The organism is Pseudomonas sp. LG1E9, assembly GCF_003290225.1.
GTDB classification, from domain to species: Bacteria; Pseudomonadota; Gammaproteobacteria; order Pseudomonadales; family Pseudomonadaceae; genus Aquipseudomonas; species Aquipseudomonas cyclaminis.
In genome coordinates this window covers 1266592-1281553 of record NZ_CP029983.1, presented here as the reverse complement: position 1 = coordinate 1281553, position 14962 = coordinate 1266592, and the positions used below count along the sequence as shown (strand labels likewise).

Annotated in this window: 13 protein-coding genes; 1 reads left to right on the top strand and 12 read right to left on the bottom strand. The window is 61.4% G+C overall.

All coding sequences use genetic code 11. From position 1 onward, the window contains the following. Positions 1 to 26: 26 nt before the first annotated feature. From DNK50_RS06035 to DNK50_RS06010, 6 genes are all read right to left on the bottom strand, one after another. Entirely contained in the window at positions 27 to 962 is a 936-nt protein-coding gene (locus tag DNK50_RS06035) for an NAD-dependent epimerase/dehydratase family protein (protein ID WP_112193102.1), read from the bottom strand. Then, complete coding sequence (gene hldE / locus DNK50_RS06030) at positions 955 to 2379, bottom strand: bifunctional D-glycero-beta-D-manno-heptose-7-phosphate kinase/D-glycero-beta-D-manno-heptose 1-phosphate adenylyltransferase HldE (protein ID WP_112193101.1); 1425 nt, start codon at positions 2377 to 2379, stop codon at positions 955 to 957. Before hldE ends, DNK50_RS06035 begins: the two co-directional genes overlap by 8 nt. 103 nt (positions 2380 to 2482) lie before the next feature. Next, on the bottom strand, positions 2483 to 3091 hold the full coding sequence (gene cysC / locus DNK50_RS06025) for an adenylyl-sulfate kinase (RefSeq protein WP_099583708.1): 609 nt from the start codon (positions 3089 to 3091) through the stop codon (positions 2483 to 2485). Continuing rightward, a complete protein-coding gene (locus tag DNK50_RS06020; RefSeq protein ID WP_112193100.1) occupies positions 3084 to 3788 on the bottom strand; it encodes a sulfotransferase family 2 domain-containing protein in 705 nt (234 codons plus the stop codon). The genes cysC and DNK50_RS06020 overlap by 8 nt, the downstream gene beginning before the upstream one ends. Positions 3789 to 3941: 153 nt before the next feature. Then, positions 3942 to 5750, bottom strand: a complete 1809-nt coding sequence (msbA, locus tag DNK50_RS06015; protein WP_099583710.1) for a lipid A export permease/ATP-binding protein MsbA — start codon at positions 5748 to 5750, stop codon at positions 3942 to 3944. A gap of 9 nt (positions 5751 to 5759) precedes the next feature. Next, positions 5760 to 6938, bottom strand: a complete 1179-nt coding sequence (locus tag DNK50_RS06010; protein WP_099583711.1) for an O-antigen ligase — start codon at positions 6936 to 6938, stop codon at positions 5760 to 5762. Between the two features lie 148 nt (positions 6939 to 7086). Between DNK50_RS06010 and DNK50_RS06005 the strand changes: the two genes are divergently transcribed. Continuing rightward, positions 7087 to 7653 carry a toluene tolerance protein gene (locus DNK50_RS06005; protein WP_177411505.1) on the top strand — a complete coding sequence of 189 codons (567 nt, stop codon included), beginning with the start codon at positions 7087 to 7089 and terminating at the stop codon, positions 7651 to 7653. On the opposite strand, the gene DNK50_RS06000 is transcribed toward DNK50_RS06005, so the two are convergent. From DNK50_RS06000 to DNK50_RS05975, 6 genes are read right to left on the bottom strand one after another with little or no spacing between them, the layout of a single operon-like run. Next, positions 7642 to 8739, bottom strand: a complete 1098-nt coding sequence (locus DNK50_RS06000) for a glycosyltransferase (RefSeq protein WP_112193098.1) — start codon at positions 8737 to 8739, stop codon at positions 7642 to 7644. The two genes, DNK50_RS06005 and DNK50_RS06000, sit on opposite strands and share 12 nt — an antisense overlap. A gap of 47 nt (positions 8740 to 8786) precedes the next feature. After that, complete coding sequence (locus tag DNK50_RS05995) at positions 8787 to 9743, bottom strand: glycosyltransferase (RefSeq protein WP_112193097.1); 957 nt, start codon at positions 9741 to 9743, stop codon at positions 8787 to 8789. A gap of 11 nt (positions 9744 to 9754) precedes the next feature. Then, positions 9755 to 11152, bottom strand: coding sequence for a PIG-L deacetylase family protein (locus DNK50_RS05990; RefSeq protein ID WP_112193096.1), 1398 nt, complete (start codon positions 11150 to 11152; stop codon positions 9755 to 9757). After that, the gene (locus tag DNK50_RS05985) at positions 11149 to 12045 is read right to left on the bottom strand and encodes an antimicrobial resistance protein Mig-14 (RefSeq protein WP_112193095.1); all 897 of its coding nucleotides are present in this window, start codon (positions 12043 to 12045) and stop codon (positions 11149 to 11151) included. Before DNK50_RS05985 ends, DNK50_RS05990 begins: the two co-directional genes overlap by 4 nt. Next, positions 12045 to 13175, bottom strand: coding sequence for a glycosyltransferase (locus tag DNK50_RS05980; RefSeq protein WP_112193094.1), 1131 nt, complete (start codon positions 13173 to 13175; stop codon positions 12045 to 12047). Before DNK50_RS05980 ends, DNK50_RS05985 begins: the two co-directional genes overlap by 1 nt. After that, positions 13159 to 14916, bottom strand: coding sequence for a carbamoyltransferase (locus DNK50_RS05975; RefSeq protein WP_099583718.1), 1758 nt, complete (start codon positions 14914 to 14916; stop codon positions 13159 to 13161). Before DNK50_RS05975 ends, DNK50_RS05980 begins: the two co-directional genes overlap by 17 nt. Positions 14917 to 14962 lie beyond the last annotated feature (46 nt).

Genomic DNA, 14962 nt, shown 5'->3' with positions numbered 1-14962 from the left:
AAGTCCCCTCCCACAGTTGATAGCATTTAGCCGTTGATTAGTCGCTGGAGGCCTTCTTTCAACGGGGTCGGCTCGGGCAATTTGAAACTCGCCAACAACCGCTGGTTATTCGCCCGCGAATGCCGGATATCCCCTGACCGCGCAGGCCCGTAGGTCACAGCCGGCAAACTGCCCACCGCCTCTTCCAGCGCCTGCAGCACTTGCTTGAGGGTGGTGGTACGGTTCCAACCCACGTTAATGGCCCCCAAAGGTGCGTCCGGCGCTTCGATGGCCTGCACCAAAACATCCACCAGGTCTTCCACGTACATGAAGTCGCGGGTCTGCTCGCCATCGCCAAACACGGCAATCGGCAAACCCTGCTGGGCACGCTCGCTGAAGATACTGATCACGCCGGAGTAAGGCGACGACGGGTCCTGACGCGGACCGAAGATATTGAAGAAGCGGAAGATCACCGGCTCCAGACCATGCTGGCGGCGATAGAAATCAAAGTACTGCTCGCCAGCCAGCTTGTCGGACGCGTAGGGCGTCAACGGCGCCTTGGTGGTCTCTTCGTCAATCGAAGCACCCTCGCCGTTGTTGCCATACACCGCCGCGCTGGACGCAAACACCACACGCTTGACCCCGGCCTGGCGCATGGCTTCGCAGACATTCAGGGTGCCGACGAAATTGCTCTGGTGCGTACTCACCGGATCATCCACCGAGGCCTGCACGGACGCCACCGCCGCCAGGTGCACCACCGCCGTCGCGCCAACAGCGGTACGCGCCACCAGCGCTGCATCGGCGACATCCCCTTCGATCAACTCGACACGCGGGTCGCCCAGCGGCAGGTTGCTGCGTTTGCCGGTGGACAGGTTGTCCAGCACACGCACTGCGTAGCCTTTGGCAAGCAAGGCATCGACGAGATGCGAGCCAATAAAGCCCGCGCCCCCCGTGATCAGGACCATCGGATCAGCCTTACTCATTGTTGCGAATCTTCTCGACAATCGCCGTGGTCGAGCTGTTCTCGACCAGGCCCAGTACTTTGACCGTGCCACCGTAAGCGCTGACGATATCGGCACCGACCACCTGGTCGACGGAATAATCGCCGCCCTTGACCAGCACGTCCGGCTTGACCTGGGCCAGCAGGTTTTCCGGGGTCGCTTCAGGGAAGCTGATCACCCAGTCCACTGCGCCCAACCCGGCCAGTACGGCCATGCGCCGGTCGACGCTGTTGATCGGACGGCCAGGGCCTTTCAGGCGGCTGACCGATGCGTCGTCGTTGACCGCCACGATCAGGCGGTCGCCTTGGGCGCGGGCCTGCTCCAGGTAAGTCACGTGGCCGGCGTGCAGGATGTCGAAGCAGCCGTTGGTGAACACAATGCTTTCGTTGTGCGCACGCGCATCGTCAATTGCCAGCAGTAATTGCTCGATGGTCAGCACACCGCGCTCCGAGCCCTCGGAGCGCTGGATGGCACGGCGCAGTTCAGGTGCGCTGATCGCAGCGGTACCCAACTTGCCGACCACGATGCCCGCCGCCAGGTTGGCCAGGGCCACGGCGTGGGGCAGTTCTTCGCCGGCCGCGATGGAGGCGGCCAGGGTGGAAATCACCGTGTCGCCGGCGCCGGTGACGTCGAACACTTCACGGGCCCGCGCCGGCAGGTGCATCGCCGGGTGGCCGGGACGCAGCAGGGTCATGCCGTGCTCGCCACGGGTCACCAGCAAGGCGCCGAGGTCGAGATCGGCCATGAGCGCCGCGCCTTTGGTGACCAGTTCGTGCTCGTCGGCGCAACCGCCGACGATGGCTTCGAACTCGCTGAGGTTCGGCGTGATCAGGCTGGCGCCCCGATAAATCGAGAAGTCCTTGCCCTTGGGATCGGCCAGGACCGGAATACCCTTGGCCTTGGCGGCCTGGATCAGTACCTGATGGTTCTTCAGTGCGCCTTTGCCGTAGTCGGACAAGACCAGCACTTTGACGCCTTCGAGCAATTCGTCGACCTGGCCGCTGAGGGCCAAAGCGTCGGTGGCGAAGGGTTCTTCAAAATCGATACGCAGCAACTGCTGGTGACGGCTCATGACCCGCAGCTTGACGATGGTCGGCTGATGGGCAATGCGCTGGAACAGCGCACGCACGCCGGCACCGCGCAGGCTGTTGGCCAGGCTGTCGGCGGCTTCGTCGTCACCGGTCACACCCACCAGGGAGGCCGGGGCGCCGAGGGCGGCAATATTGAGGGCAACGTTGGCAGCGCCACCTGGACGGTCTTCGATTTGCTCGACCTTGACTACCGGTACCGGCGCCTCAGGGGAAATCCGTGAGGTACCACCATGCCAGTAACGGTCGAGCATGACATCGCCGACCACCAAGACAGGGGCTTGATCGAATCGCGGCATGGACAACTTCATGGAGCAACCCACATACAAAATGAACAGGGGCGCGATATTAGCACAGGGTGAGCGCCGCCTAGTTCGAGAGCTTTATCCGCACCGCATCACGCGCCAAAACTGGTTAATTTTTATACAAAATCGCCAGAATACGCGCCACCGCTTCGTCCAGTTCAACCTCATCGGTGTTGATTTCGCAGTCGGCCTGCCGAGGGGCCTCGTAGGGGCTGTCCAGACCGGTGAACGCTTTGATACGCCCATCCAGCGCCGCACGGTACAAACCTTTGGGGTCACGCCGTGCACATACGTCGAACGGCGTGCTGACGTAAACCTCAAAGAACTGCCCCGGCCCGAACAGTGCCCTGGCGGTCGCGCGGTCGACGCTGAACGGCGAGATTGCTGACACAATCACAATCAATCCCGCGTCTACCATCAAGCGCGCCACTTCGCCGATGCGCCGGATATTTTCCTTGCGCGCCGCATCGCTCATGCCCAGGTCATTGCACAGGCCCGAGCGCAAATTGTCGCCATCAAGCACAAAAGTGTGCCGCCCCTGCTCATTGAGTTGCACCTCCAGGGCATTGGCCAGGGTCGATTTGCCGGACCCGGACAACCCCGTCAACCACAGGCAGCACGGTTGTTGATGCTTGAGCGCCGCCCGTGCGGTCGCCGACAACGACAAGGCAAAGGGACGGATGGCAGCGGCATCTCTGGCCAGCGACTGCTTATTCATAACCCAACACCTCGTAATCACGCTGATAGGCGCGCTTGACCAAACGGCGCGTGCGCACGGAGCAAAACGCTCTCACCGGCTCGCTTGGCCGCCCCAGTGAAACATTCAGATGTGGCAGCGATGAGGTCACGCCAAGGCGCTCGCACAGGTGCTGGAAATCTTGCTCCAGGGATTCCTGGCGCCCGAGAAAATCCATGGCCATTTGGCCCAGGTGATCGACCAGAAAGTCGGTCTGGGGTGCGAAATGCAGTTGGCGGCGCAGGTTGTCCGGGTGCAGCCAGCCGGCCACAAAATGGTCGAAGTCGCGGTAGTGGCTGACCAGCGCCTGGGCTTGCAGATCGCGGGCGCCCATGTGGTTACTGCGCAGGTAGTTGTAGGCCGAGTAGGCCCGCTCCAGCGGGTCACGCACGAAGGCGAATTTGAAACTGCGCTCGCAGTGTTCGGGAAACTGTTGCTCATACCAGTAATACGGCAGGTGCCCCGGCCAGCGCCCATCGAGAAGTGCCGAGCACACGCTGCTGCCGGCGCACTTGGGCACATGGATAAACACACAATTGTGCTGTTCGAAAGCCGGATTAAGGGTGGTCACCCCCGACAGGGATTTATTGACGGCCTGGCGATCCACCACCGACAACCGCCCCAGCAAGAACACCCTCTGGGGTTTGGGAAGCAGTTTCCACAACAGACGTTGCAACATTCCATTACCCACGCAAGAAGGTTAGCCCTCTCGTTCGTCATTCGAATCGAGAAGGCCAACATAACAAACGACAGGCAGTGAATTATTTGGCTTTGGTCAAGCCCTGTAAGGGTCTTGATACAAACAGCGGGGCGCATTGCGCGCCCCGTTGGTTCAGGTGATGTTGTTCGCGACCGGCTCGTCCAGCCCCATGGCGTGCAGGCGCGAGTAATAGCCGCCCTTGGCCAGCAGTTCGACATGCGTACCGCGCTCGACAATTTCGCCGTGGTCCATTACCAGAATCAGGTCGGCCTTTTCGATGGTCGACAAACGGTGTGCGATCACCAGGGTGGTGCGGCCTTTCATGACCTTATCCAGTGCGGCTTGGATATGCCGCTCGGACTCGGTATCCAGCGCCGAGGTCGCTTCATCCAGGATCAGCAGCGGGGCATTTTTCAGCAGGGCCCGGGCAATCGCCAGGCGCTGGCGCTGGCCACCGGAAAGCAGCACGCCGTTTTCACCGACTTCGGTGTCCAGGCCTTTGGGCAGCTCCGCGATGAAGTCCATGGCGTAGGCATCGGCCGCTGCTTTTTCGATGTCAGCACGCGGCGCGTCGGCCAGGTCGCCGTAGGCGATGTTATTGGCCACGGTATCGTTGAACAGGGTCACATGCTGGGTAACCTGGGCCACATGGCGGCGCAGGTTGCGCAGGCGATAGTCTTCGATCTCGACTTCGTCCAGCAGGATTTCCCCGGTTTCATGATGGTAGAAACGCGGAATCAGGGCGGCCAGTGTCGACTTGCCGCTGCCTGAGCGTCCGACCAGGGCGATCATCTGCCCAGGGGCTGCGCTGAAGCTGATGTTCTTGAGCACTTCGCGCTCGGTGCCTGGGTAAGTGAAGCTCAGGTTGCGCACGTCCAGGCGACCGCTGACGCGATCACGCTCCACGGTACCGCCGTCGACTTCAGGCACTTCATCCAGTTGTTCAAAGATGCTTTCTGCGCCGGCCACACCTTTCTGGATCGTCGAGCTGACTTCCGACAGCTGGCGGATCGGCTTGGGCAGCAGGCCCGCCGCCGTGATGTAGGCCACGAGATCACCTGCCGTCGCCTCACCGCGCAACAGCAGCACCAGGAACATCAACGCGGCCATGGCCGTGTAGATCACCAGTTGCAGCATCGGCGTGTAGACCGCGCCGGTCTTGTTCATGCTCAGTTGCTTGTCGGTGTTGCCCTGGCTGGCGGCGGCAAAACGGCGCTGCTCGTAGTCTTCGCCGCCGAAGCTGCGCACCACGCGGTAACCCTGGATGGTCTCGGAGGCGACGTGGGTCACGTCGCCCATCGCCACCTGGATCTTCTTGCTCTGCTTGCGGAATTTCTTGCTGGTGCTGCCGACCATGATTGCGATCAACGGCAGGATTGCCAACATTACCAGGGTCAGTTTCCAGTTCATCCACAGCAGGTAGCCGAACAGGAACACCACCGTCAGGCCTTCGCGGATCACGACCTTGATCGCATCCGTGGCCGCGCCGGTGACCATGGTCACGTTGAAGGTGATGCGGGAAATCAGGTGCCCCGAGTTATGGGTATCGAAATAGCGATTAGGCAGCACCAACAGCTTGTTGAACAGCTGGACCCGCAGGTCATGCACCAGCCCCAGGGAAACCTTGGCCAGGTAGTAGTTACCCAGGAAAGAGCCGAGGCCTTGCCACGCGGCGATCAGGATGATCAGCAGCGGCACGGCCATCAGCAACTTCAGGTCCTTGAAAAACGGGACCTTGGGCAAAAACACCACATCGGGATTGCTCAAGCCATCCACGAAGTACTTGAGAATCCCGGCGAGCATTGGCTGGGTCGAAGCAAAAATCACGAAGCCCACGATACTCAGCAGGAACATGCCGAGGTACGGTTTCACATAGCCCAGCAGCCGGAAATAGATTTTCAGGCTGGATTCCTGGTCCGCTTTGGGCGGTGCGTCACTCATGTGTCGAGCTCACTGATTGGGTAGGACGCGAACTTTATCACACGCGTCGGGTTTGGCCCGAGCCCAGACCAAAACACTGGCCAGCGCAATCGGCAGCCAGGAAATGAACCACTCGGCACGCGGCGTGCCCGTCAGGCTGGCGGCGTCGAACTGCATGGCCAGGAACGAAAACACCCACATGCCGATGACGCCCTTGCCGTAGAGGGTGTCGCGGGCCTTCCAGGCTTGCCACAGCACACCGAACCACAGGCCGCACCACAGCAGCAGGCCCGGCAGGCCCAACTCGATGCTCACATGGGTGAACAGGTTATGGGAGTGGTCAAAAAAGAGGTTATCGGCAAATATCTTGTAGTCGCCGCCCAGCCCGAGGCCAGTCCAAGGGCGCTCGCTGATCATTTGCACGGCCGCCATGAAAATCTGCGGGCGGTAGGACACACCACGGGCCAGCATCAGCGATTGCATGGCGAAGAACACCGCCAGGGCCGCCACCACTGCGCCAATAGCAATCACGGCGGTACGCCGATCACGGCACCAGGCAGGCATCGCCACCACTGTCAGCAGCAACGCCAGCGCGGCGCCACGGCTTTGGCTCAACACCACGAACAGCCCGAGGAACCCAACCGCCAGCACCCAACCCACTTGCATCCAGCGCCCACGGGGAACCCAGTGCAACAGCCAGACGGCCGCCAAGCCGATCACGTAGGCGCCCAGGATGGGGTGGGACAATTGGCCCAAGCCGGCCAGACGCGCCGTCCAGCTATTATGCTCAATGCCATAGAACTTGATGATTGCAAGCAGCGACGACAATGCCAGCCCGAAGCCACCCCATTGCATCACGCGAATGACGCGCTCGGGTTGACCACACGCAAACACCGGGAAAAACAGCAGGAACACGCCGATATACAGCAGGCGCTTGGCCTCGCGGGACGGGTCTTCGGCGTTGGTCCACAACAGGCTGATCGCGCCCCAGACAGCAAGCGCGGCAATCATCAGGCAGATCCAGCGCTGTTCGTGCCAGACCTCCTTGAGACGCTCACGCGCCGCCCAGGCAAACACCATTGCCGGCAACCACAGGAACAGCGTCAAGCCTTGTTGATAAATCTTATTGGTCGGCGCGAAGGCAACTGCCAGCAAAAACCAAAGTAACCCCAAAATCATCCATACCTGCGCCCAACGACTTGCTTGCATCACCCGCTCCTGAATACGTTCAACCCGCCAACCCGGCATGGTTAAAACCCAAAACTTTCGGCATTATTACCGACCACTGTGCCCGCGACTCCCACAAGGCTTTCCGACGATGCAATGTTCAAGGCTCCCCCAGGCCGATTTAACCGCGATGATTGAAGGTGCCAAAATCCTGGAGAAGGACAGCTACGGCCCCAAAGTCTACCTGCTGACCGACGGGAATATCCTCAAACTGTTTCGCCGCAAACGCCTGTTCTCCTCTGCGTTGTTTCGCCCGTACTCCAAGCGGTTTATCGACAATGTGGCGCAACTGCAGCAGCGTGGTATCCCCACCTTGAGCGTACTCGCGTTCTTTCAACTGACGGCGCCCGGCATGACTGCCGTGCTGTACCGTCCGTTGCCGGGCGAGACGCTGCGCCAGATCTCCAACCGCGAAGGCTTTGATTGGCAAGCGAACCTCGACCCGCTGGTGGCCCTTATTCGTCGCCTGCATGACGCGGGCATTTACTTCCGTTCGTTACATTTGGGCAATATTGTCGTCACACCCGACAATGAAATGGGCCTGATCGACGTGGCCGATATGCGCTTCCTGCGCGCGCCGTTGAACCCGGAACTGGCTCGGCGCAACCTGCAACACTTCGCACGTTATATTGCGCGTGAGAACCTGAACGAACGCTTTCCAATGCAAGCACTGGAGCACGCCCTGCTAGCGGCATGAAAACAGCCGCCGGGTGGTTTCAGTGAAATCACTCCAGGCTTGCTCCGGCGCCAGTGCCCGCGACTGAGCCTCGACGACCTCCTCAGCGGAACTCGCGAGCGCACGCGTCAGGAGGTCACTCCAGGACGCGGCATCGTCTGCAGGCGCGTACCAACCGCAATCCCCCAACTGCTCGCGGAACACCGCCAACTCGCTGGTCAACACGGGCACGCCGGCCATCACCGCCTCTTGCACGATCAGCCCCAAGCCCTCTTCCTTCGAAGGAATGGCCACCCAGTCAAACGCCCGATAAAGGCTCGCCGCCTCGGGCAGATGCCCCGGCAAGGACACTTTGTCGCGCACGCCAAGCGCCTCGATACGTGCCTCAAGCCCAGGTCTCGCTGGCCCTTCGCCGATAATCACCAGGCGCGCATCCGGCTGATCAGCCGTCGCAGTGGCAAAGGCGTCCACCAAGCAGGCAAACCCCTTGCCATCGACCAGTCGACCGACCGCACCTATCGCCGGCGCGGCCTCTAACGACAGGTCCAGGCGGGAGCGAGCCTGTTCACGGGAAAGCGCCGCAGCACGAAAAACCACAGGGTCGAAAGCACTGCGCAGCACAACCACAGGTCGCTTGAGGTCACGCTCCAGCGAACCGGCGAGGGTCTGCGACACTGCCGTCACCGTGAGTTGCGACGCAGGAAACGAGTCGAACAACTGTTGATCCGCACCGCGCAAACGCGTGGCACCATGGAAAATCACCACGGCGCGCACATGCGGCAAGTGCTTGAGCACGGGCAAGAACACACGGGCGACGCCGATCCCGTCAAGGAGCACCACCTGCAGATCGTCGGGCAAGGCCTTGCGAAAGCGTGCATGCATCCACGGCATCAACCACTTCCACAGGTGCCGGCCCTTGAGCTTTGCAGAAGACAGATTCCACTCCACAGCACCCTCGGCCAGGCCATCGCTGCCGGTCGCACTGCCCTGAAGCAGCCAGTGGTGAACGGGAGCGCCGCTGTCGGTATGGGACAGTATCTGCTGATGCACCTTCTGCACCGAGGCAAATGCAGAACCACCGGCCCACATGATGTTGAGAATGCTCATCGAAAAAACCTTATGCGGCGTGGGTGTGGCTCTTTGTGCTTCGCGGATCAAACACCGAGTTTCAGGCGCAACCGCTCCAGCCAGTTCAACGGCGCACGAGGCCGCAAGGGCGGCTGGAGCTCTTCGACAATACGCTGGCCGATGCGCGCAAAGCTGAACTGGCTGACGGCAAGCTCTTGCCCGTTGCGCGCGATTTCTGCCGCCAGTTGCGGGTCGGCGCGCAGCTGCGAGAGCTTTTCCTGCAACTGTGGAATGTCCTTGTAGAACACCACATTGACCATGTCCTTGAACCCAAGGGCTTCGTTTTCCGCAGCCCCTTGGTCAAACGCCAGCAGCACACAGCCACAGGCCATGGCCTCGAAGTTCTTGATCATGTACTCGCCCATGCCCACATCGGCACTGACGAAAAAGCGAATCCGGTTAAGCGTCGCGCAGTATTCCTCACCCGACTTGGTGCGCGTGACCACCAGCGGCTCAACGCGGGCCAACTCATCAAGCAGCGCCTTACGGCCTCTATAGGCCACGCTGTTGGTGCTGCCGACAAATGCCAGCTCGATGTCGCGCTCCAGCCCCTGGTGCTGCAACAACGCCTGGTCGTAGCCTTTGGGCACGAACACCGCATCAAAGCCTTCGGCACGCAAGCGCTCGGCCACGCTGTAGCCGGAGCTGATCACCCGCGCCCACGGCAAGCGGCGGTAGTGCGCACTGAACTTGCCGGTGTATTTGCAGGGGATGTAGTTCTGGTAGGCGTCGTGTTCGAGGATCACCAGGTTCGGGATCGTACGGATAAACCCGGCCTGGCGGATTTCCTGCTTGAAGCGCAGGAAGAAGACGATGCGGTCATAGCGGGTCACGTCGACTTCGCGCTTGAAGTAACCGCGCAGGTTGCGCTGCTCATCGCTGCTCAGCCAGCGGGTATCACACTCGCAGTGCTCGGCAATGCCTTCGTACAAGCGATCCAGAATCGCGCGCTGTTCTTTCTGTACCAGAAACAAAACTTTCATGACCTTTCCTTTCACAAACGCCAGAACAACTCATGCCGTCGTACGGCCTTGCGGAAAAACTCGTTCTCGCCATAAGGCGACCGCGCACGGCCCGCCAGCACCCGCTGGAGCCAGCGGCGCACCCGACGCTTGAACGGCGGTGCGGGTTGCAGGTCATGCATCATGCCAAGCGCCATGGCTTTGTCGCGCTGCTGCGCCAACGACAGCGGCAAGCTACATGGGCGCAGCTCAAGCGTGTCGTCGAACAGCGGCGGCAAGGCAATCCCGGCGCCCGCGTCACCCATGGGCCAGCGGTCGTTGTCATGCAGATGGTTGGCGTAGCCCAGGATAATGGTCGGTTGCCATTCCAAGCCTTGCAACGCCTCGACCACCGCCTGCTGCGCGCAAATATGGTCTGGGTGCGGGTCAAGCACCGGATGCGGTAACACGATCACTTCGGGACGCGCCGTCAGCAGCAACTGGCGCAGATCGGCCAACAGGTTGTTCCAGGTCGGCAGGCCGTCGACATCCGCCGGTAACGGGAACGGATTGAACTGGCGAAACAGGCGGATATCCGACAGCTGCGCTTCGCGCGAAGCCACTGGCTGATCAGGCGTCGCGCGCATCGCCGGCAATTGCAGGCAGAAGTAGCCCAACTGCACGCAATGGGCCTGCGGCACACCCGCCCAAAGCGGCACGGCGATGCTATCCCAGGCGCGCAGGCGGCCTTTGATGCGCGAGGCGTCGACCGGGTCCAGGCCCATTTGTTGATAATGCTCGGCTTCGATTTCACCGGCCGTAAGGGTTACGATCCATGGTTTTTCAGCCTGGCTATACAAGCCAAAAGCAGCCAGCTCGGCGTCATCGGCATGGGGCGCGATGACCATCACCCGCTGCTCTGAATAATCCGGATCGACCCAGGCCCACAACCGGGGCGCGCCGTGCAAGGTGCAAAAATGCCCGCGCAGACGCAGCTCACCTGCCGCCAGGGCAGGCGCCAGGCCACTGAGGTTGAGATAACGAACCCCGTTCACACCCCGCTCGAAAACCTGTCGATCAGCGCCGTCAGCGCCCGAAATCTCAATCCCCGGATCCAGAAAACGCCCCAGCCAACTGCTCTTGACCTTGATGGCCAACACCAGGGTCGCATCGGCTTGCAGGGGCGAATCAACCCGCAGTTGCGCGCCGTCGAGGCGCACTCCCGCCACCTCGGCATCCGCCGAGAACCGGTATTGATAGTCTTCGCCGGGAGCATAAAACAGATGGTCGGCAAACCAGGCCTCATGGGCGACCCAGGCCAGCACGCCGAGTAACAACGGCAACCACCAGGCGACCCAGACGCCGATCACCACCAGCAGCAACAGGCCGATCAGCAGGGCAACCCGCTTGTTGCGCCGATGACGCTTGAGCAATTGCTGTTTGCGGGTCATACGGTCAGCACCGGCACAGGGTTACACCAACGGTCTTTGTACTCGCGGTCGGCACGCCCGAAGGAAAAGCGCAGCGGCTTGCCGACTTCGCGTGCCTGCTCCCAGGCGCTCTGGGTGTTGAGGAAACTCAGGACGCTGCCCGGGCTGAACGCACGGGTCTCAGGGTCGACACCGCCGTTGACGTACTCCACGCTGATCCACTCGGGCGACTCGACCCGGTACACCAACTGGACCGCGATGGGCGCATCGTTAAGGAAGATCACCGAGCCGATCAGCCACTCGCGCAGCAGCTCGATCACTTCAGCCATGCGCTCGGCACCGGTGGCGACAAACCCCCAGCGGCGCAGGAACAGATCGCAGTAGATCGCGGCCAGTTCCTGGCTGGAAAACTCACTGACCGGGCGCACAACACCACCCGCCTCTTCGAGCAAACGCAGTTCGCGGCGTTGGTTGTAGCGGAATTTCTTCGACAGTTCTTCCGGGGTGCGGGCCATGGCCAACTGTTCGGCCTGAGGCTTGAGGCCGCTGAAACGGCCTTCGTTCAGGGCCGACAGGTAGCGCGCGCGGTGGCGCAACGGCGCCTGGGCATTCGCGGCGGCGGGCAGGATCAATTCGGCGTTACCCAAGTCAAACAGGCCTTTCTTGCCCTGTTGCTTGAGTACGTCCTTGGACAACGCCAGGTCGCGGCCCCAGGTGGCGATGCACGCCTGCGTTTCACCGCCCTGCTCCCAGGCCAGGTAGCGCACCGGAATATCGGCCAGCCCGGCCAGGCGCTCGATCACTTGGGGATGCGTCGCGACGCTGCCGCCAAAACGTTGCCAGGCTTCGCTATAGGCAGGCGCGTCGACGACGGACCAGCCTCGCTCGCGCCAGCCTTGGAATCGATTGAGCATCAGGCCCCCGCGGTCAGTTCAATAACGTGCGGCAATTGCCAGAAGGTATCGCGTACCGCCTGATCCGAGAAATGCGTGCGCAGGCGTTCCAGCATCATCTCGGCGCACTGCCGTTGCTGGTGGTGATCCATTGCGGCCAAATGGCGCAACCCCTGGGCGAGGTGTTCGGCGTCGCCGAAGGGGAACAGAATACCAACGCCTTCGACCACTTCCTTCGCACCGCCACAGGCCGTGGCCAGCAACGGTACACCGGCCGCCATGGCTTCCAGCAGCACCATGCCGAACGGCTCGTGATCGGAGCTCAGGGCAAACACGTCGAACGCACGGAAATACCGGCGTGCATCCGGCACCTGGCCGAGAAACAGCACCTGCTGGGCAACCCCCAGTTCGTGCGCCAGGTCCTTGAGGCTTTGCTCCAGGCGGCCGCTGCCGAGAATCGCCAAACGGCTCTGGGCCGGCAAGTGCGGCAACGCCAGGGCAAAGCCCTTGAGCAGCGTGGCCTGGTCTTTGTCCGCGTGCAGGCGGCCGACATTGCCGACCACCCATTCATCCGGCGACAAGCCCAAGGCATCGCGTGCCTCATCGGCCGGCACCTGAATGGCCTGCAACGCGTCGACATCGATACGGTTGTACAAGGTCTGGATACGCGCTGCGGGCCAGCCCGGCAGACTGCGGCGCAGGTCGTCACGCACGGCGTCGGAAACCCCCAGCAAACTCAGGCGTTTGCGGAAGAACCCGGCGAACAGTGTGCGGCTTTGACGCTGATAATCACCAAAGGCGTGATGCACGCCGATCACCGGCAGCCGCGTACCGAGCAAGGCGATGTAGGTCGGCTTGAAGCGGTGCGCGATACAAAAGCTGAAGTTGCGCGACGCGGCGATCTTGCGCAGTTCACGGATCGCACCCAGCTTCAGGCCGCGAACGGCCCTGGAGCTGAATTCCATGAACAACACTTCGTCCGACGCACACTCGGCAGCCACCTGCGGATCGGCGACCCCGGTGAGAAACACCGTGGTCACCTTGTAGCCGGAGCCTGCGAACAGGCTCGCGTACTGCCGCGCGCAATCCAGGAACGGCCCGTAATAGCCGTGGCAGAACTGCAGGACGTGGCGATCAGCCGAGCGCGTCATAAGGGTCCACGCCGTCTTTGACGACCAGGATGTCTTCCATGATCAGGTATTGCAGGTCGGAGCCGAAGAACATGTCCAGCGCGTCCTTCGGCGAGCAGATCATCGCTTCGCCACGACGGTTGAGCGAGGTGTTCAGGGACACGCCGTTGCCGGTCAGCACTTCGAGCTCTTTCATCATGTCGTAGTAGCGCGGGTTGTACTCGCGCTTGAGCACCTGGGCGCGGGAGGTGCCATCTTCATGGACTACTTCCGGCACGCGGGTTTTCCACTCTTCCGAGACTTCAAAGGTGAAGGTCATGAACGGCGCCGGGTGATCGACCTTGATCATCTGCGGGGCCACGGTGTCGAGCATCGACGGGCAGAAAGGCCTCCAGCGCTCGCGGAACTTGATCTGGTGGTTGATACGGTCAGCCACGCCGGTAGCACTTGGGCAACCGATGATCGAACGACCGCCCAACGCACGCGGGCCAAACTCCATGCGGCCCTGGAACCAGGCAACCGGGTTGCCGTCGACCATGATCTTGGCGATGCGCTGGGGCATGTTGTCGATCTTGCGCCAGACCGGCTTGCTCTCGTGCTTGGCGCACGCGGCAATCACGTCTTCGTTGCTGTAGGACGGGCCGAGGTAGACGTGTTCCATCTTCTCCACCGGCACACCGCGGGCGTGGGACACGTAGGCCGCCGCGCCCACCGCCGTACCGGCATCGCCGGACGCCGGCTGCACAAACAACTCTTTCACGTCGTCACGGGCGATGATCTTCTGGTTCAGCTTGACGTTCAGCGCACAGCCGCCGGCGAAGGCCAGCTTGCCAGTGTCCTTGAGAATGTCGCCCAGGTAATGGTCGATCATCTGCAAGGCCAGTTTTTCGAACAGCGCTTGCATGCTCGCGGCGTAGTGGATGTACGGTTCGTCAGCGATGTCGCCTTCACGCTTGGGACCCAGCCACTCGATCAGTTTTGGCGAGAAGTAGAAGCCCTTGCCCTTCTCTTTATACCGGCGCAGGCCGATGACGTTGGCGTAGTCGGTATTGATCACCAACTCGCCGTTCTCAAAGGAGGCCAGGCGCGAGAAGTCGTATTTGCTGGCATCGCCGTACGGCGCCATGCCCATGACCTTGAACTCACCGTCGAGCATCTCGAAGCCGAGGAACTCGGTGATCGCGCCATACAGGCCGCCGAGGGAATCCGGATCGTAGAATTCCTTGATCTTGTGGATCTTGCCGTTTTCGCCGTAGCCGAAGAACGTGGTGGCGTATTCACCCTTGCCGTCGATCCCCAGGATCGCGGTTTTTTCTTGAAAACCGGAGCAGTGGTAAGCGCTGGAAGCGTGGGCCAGGTGGTGTTCAACCGGTTCGATCTTGATTTTTTTCGGATCGAAGCCCAGTTGCTCCAGGCACCAGACGATCTTGTTGCGATAGCGCTTGTAGCGACGGTTGCCCATCAGGATCGCGTCAAGTGCGCGGTCCGGGGCGTACCAGTACCGCTTGGCATAGTGCCAGCGCGCCTCGCCGAACAGGCTGATCGGGGCGAACGGAATCGCTACCACGTCAACATCGGAAGGCTTGATACCGGCCTGTTCCAGGCAGAACTTCGCCGATTCGTAGGGCATGCGGTTCTTTGCATGTTTGTCGCGTACGAAGCGCTCTTCTTCGGCGGCCGCGATCAGCTTGCCGTCGATATACAAGGCTGCGGAAGGATCATGGCTAAGGGCGCCGGACAGGCCAAGAATCGTCAATGCCACAGGGGTCTAGCCTCTTTTAGTCTGCATGCAGGCGGGTGGCGCCTGA

What these genes read in the sequence shown, in the direction of transcription:
- DNK50_RS06035 (WP_112193102.1), bottom strand. Translation starts at nt 962, where the DNA reads ATGAGTAAGGCTGATCCGATGGTCCTGATCACGGGGGGCGCGGGCTTT.
- hldE (WP_112193101.1), bottom strand. Translation starts at nt 2,379, where the DNA reads ATGAAGTTGTCCATGCCGCGATTCGATCAAGCCCCTGTCTTGGTGGTC.
- cysC (WP_099583708.1), bottom strand. Translation starts at nt 3,091, where the DNA reads ATGAATAAGCAGTCGCTGGCCAGAGATGCCGCTGCCATCCGTCCCTTT.
- DNK50_RS06020 (WP_112193100.1), bottom strand. Translation starts at nt 3,788, where the DNA reads ATGTTGCAACGTCTGTTGTGGAAACTGCTTCCCAAACCCCAGAGGGTG.
- msbA (WP_099583710.1), bottom strand. Translation starts at nt 5,750, where the DNA reads ATGAGTGACGCACCGCCCAAAGCGGACCAGGAATCCAGCCTGAAAATC.
- DNK50_RS06010 (WP_099583711.1), bottom strand. Translation starts at nt 6,938, where the DNA reads ATGCAAGCAAGTCGTTGGGCGCAGGTATGGATGATTTTGGGGTTACTT.
- DNK50_RS06005 (WP_177411505.1), top strand. Translation starts at nt 7,087, where the DNA reads ATGATTGAAGGTGCCAAAATCCTGGAGAAGGACAGCTACGGCCCCAAA.
- DNK50_RS06000 (WP_112193098.1), bottom strand. Translation starts at nt 8,739, where the DNA reads ATGAGCATTCTCAACATCATGTGGGCCGGTGGTTCTGCATTTGCCTCG.
- DNK50_RS05995 (WP_112193097.1), bottom strand. Translation starts at nt 9,743, where the DNA reads ATGAAAGTTTTGTTTCTGGTACAGAAAGAACAGCGCGCGATTCTGGAT.
- DNK50_RS05990 (WP_112193096.1), bottom strand. Translation starts at nt 11,152, where the DNA reads ATGACCCGCAAACAGCAATTGCTCAAGCGTCATCGGCGCAACAAGCGG.
- DNK50_RS05985 (WP_112193095.1), bottom strand. Translation starts at nt 12,045, where the DNA reads ATGCTCAATCGATTCCAAGGCTGGCGCGAGCGAGGCTGGTCCGTCGTC.
- DNK50_RS05980 (WP_112193094.1), bottom strand. Translation starts at nt 13,175, where the DNA reads ATGACGCGCTCGGCTGATCGCCACGTCCTGCAGTTCTGCCACGGCTAT.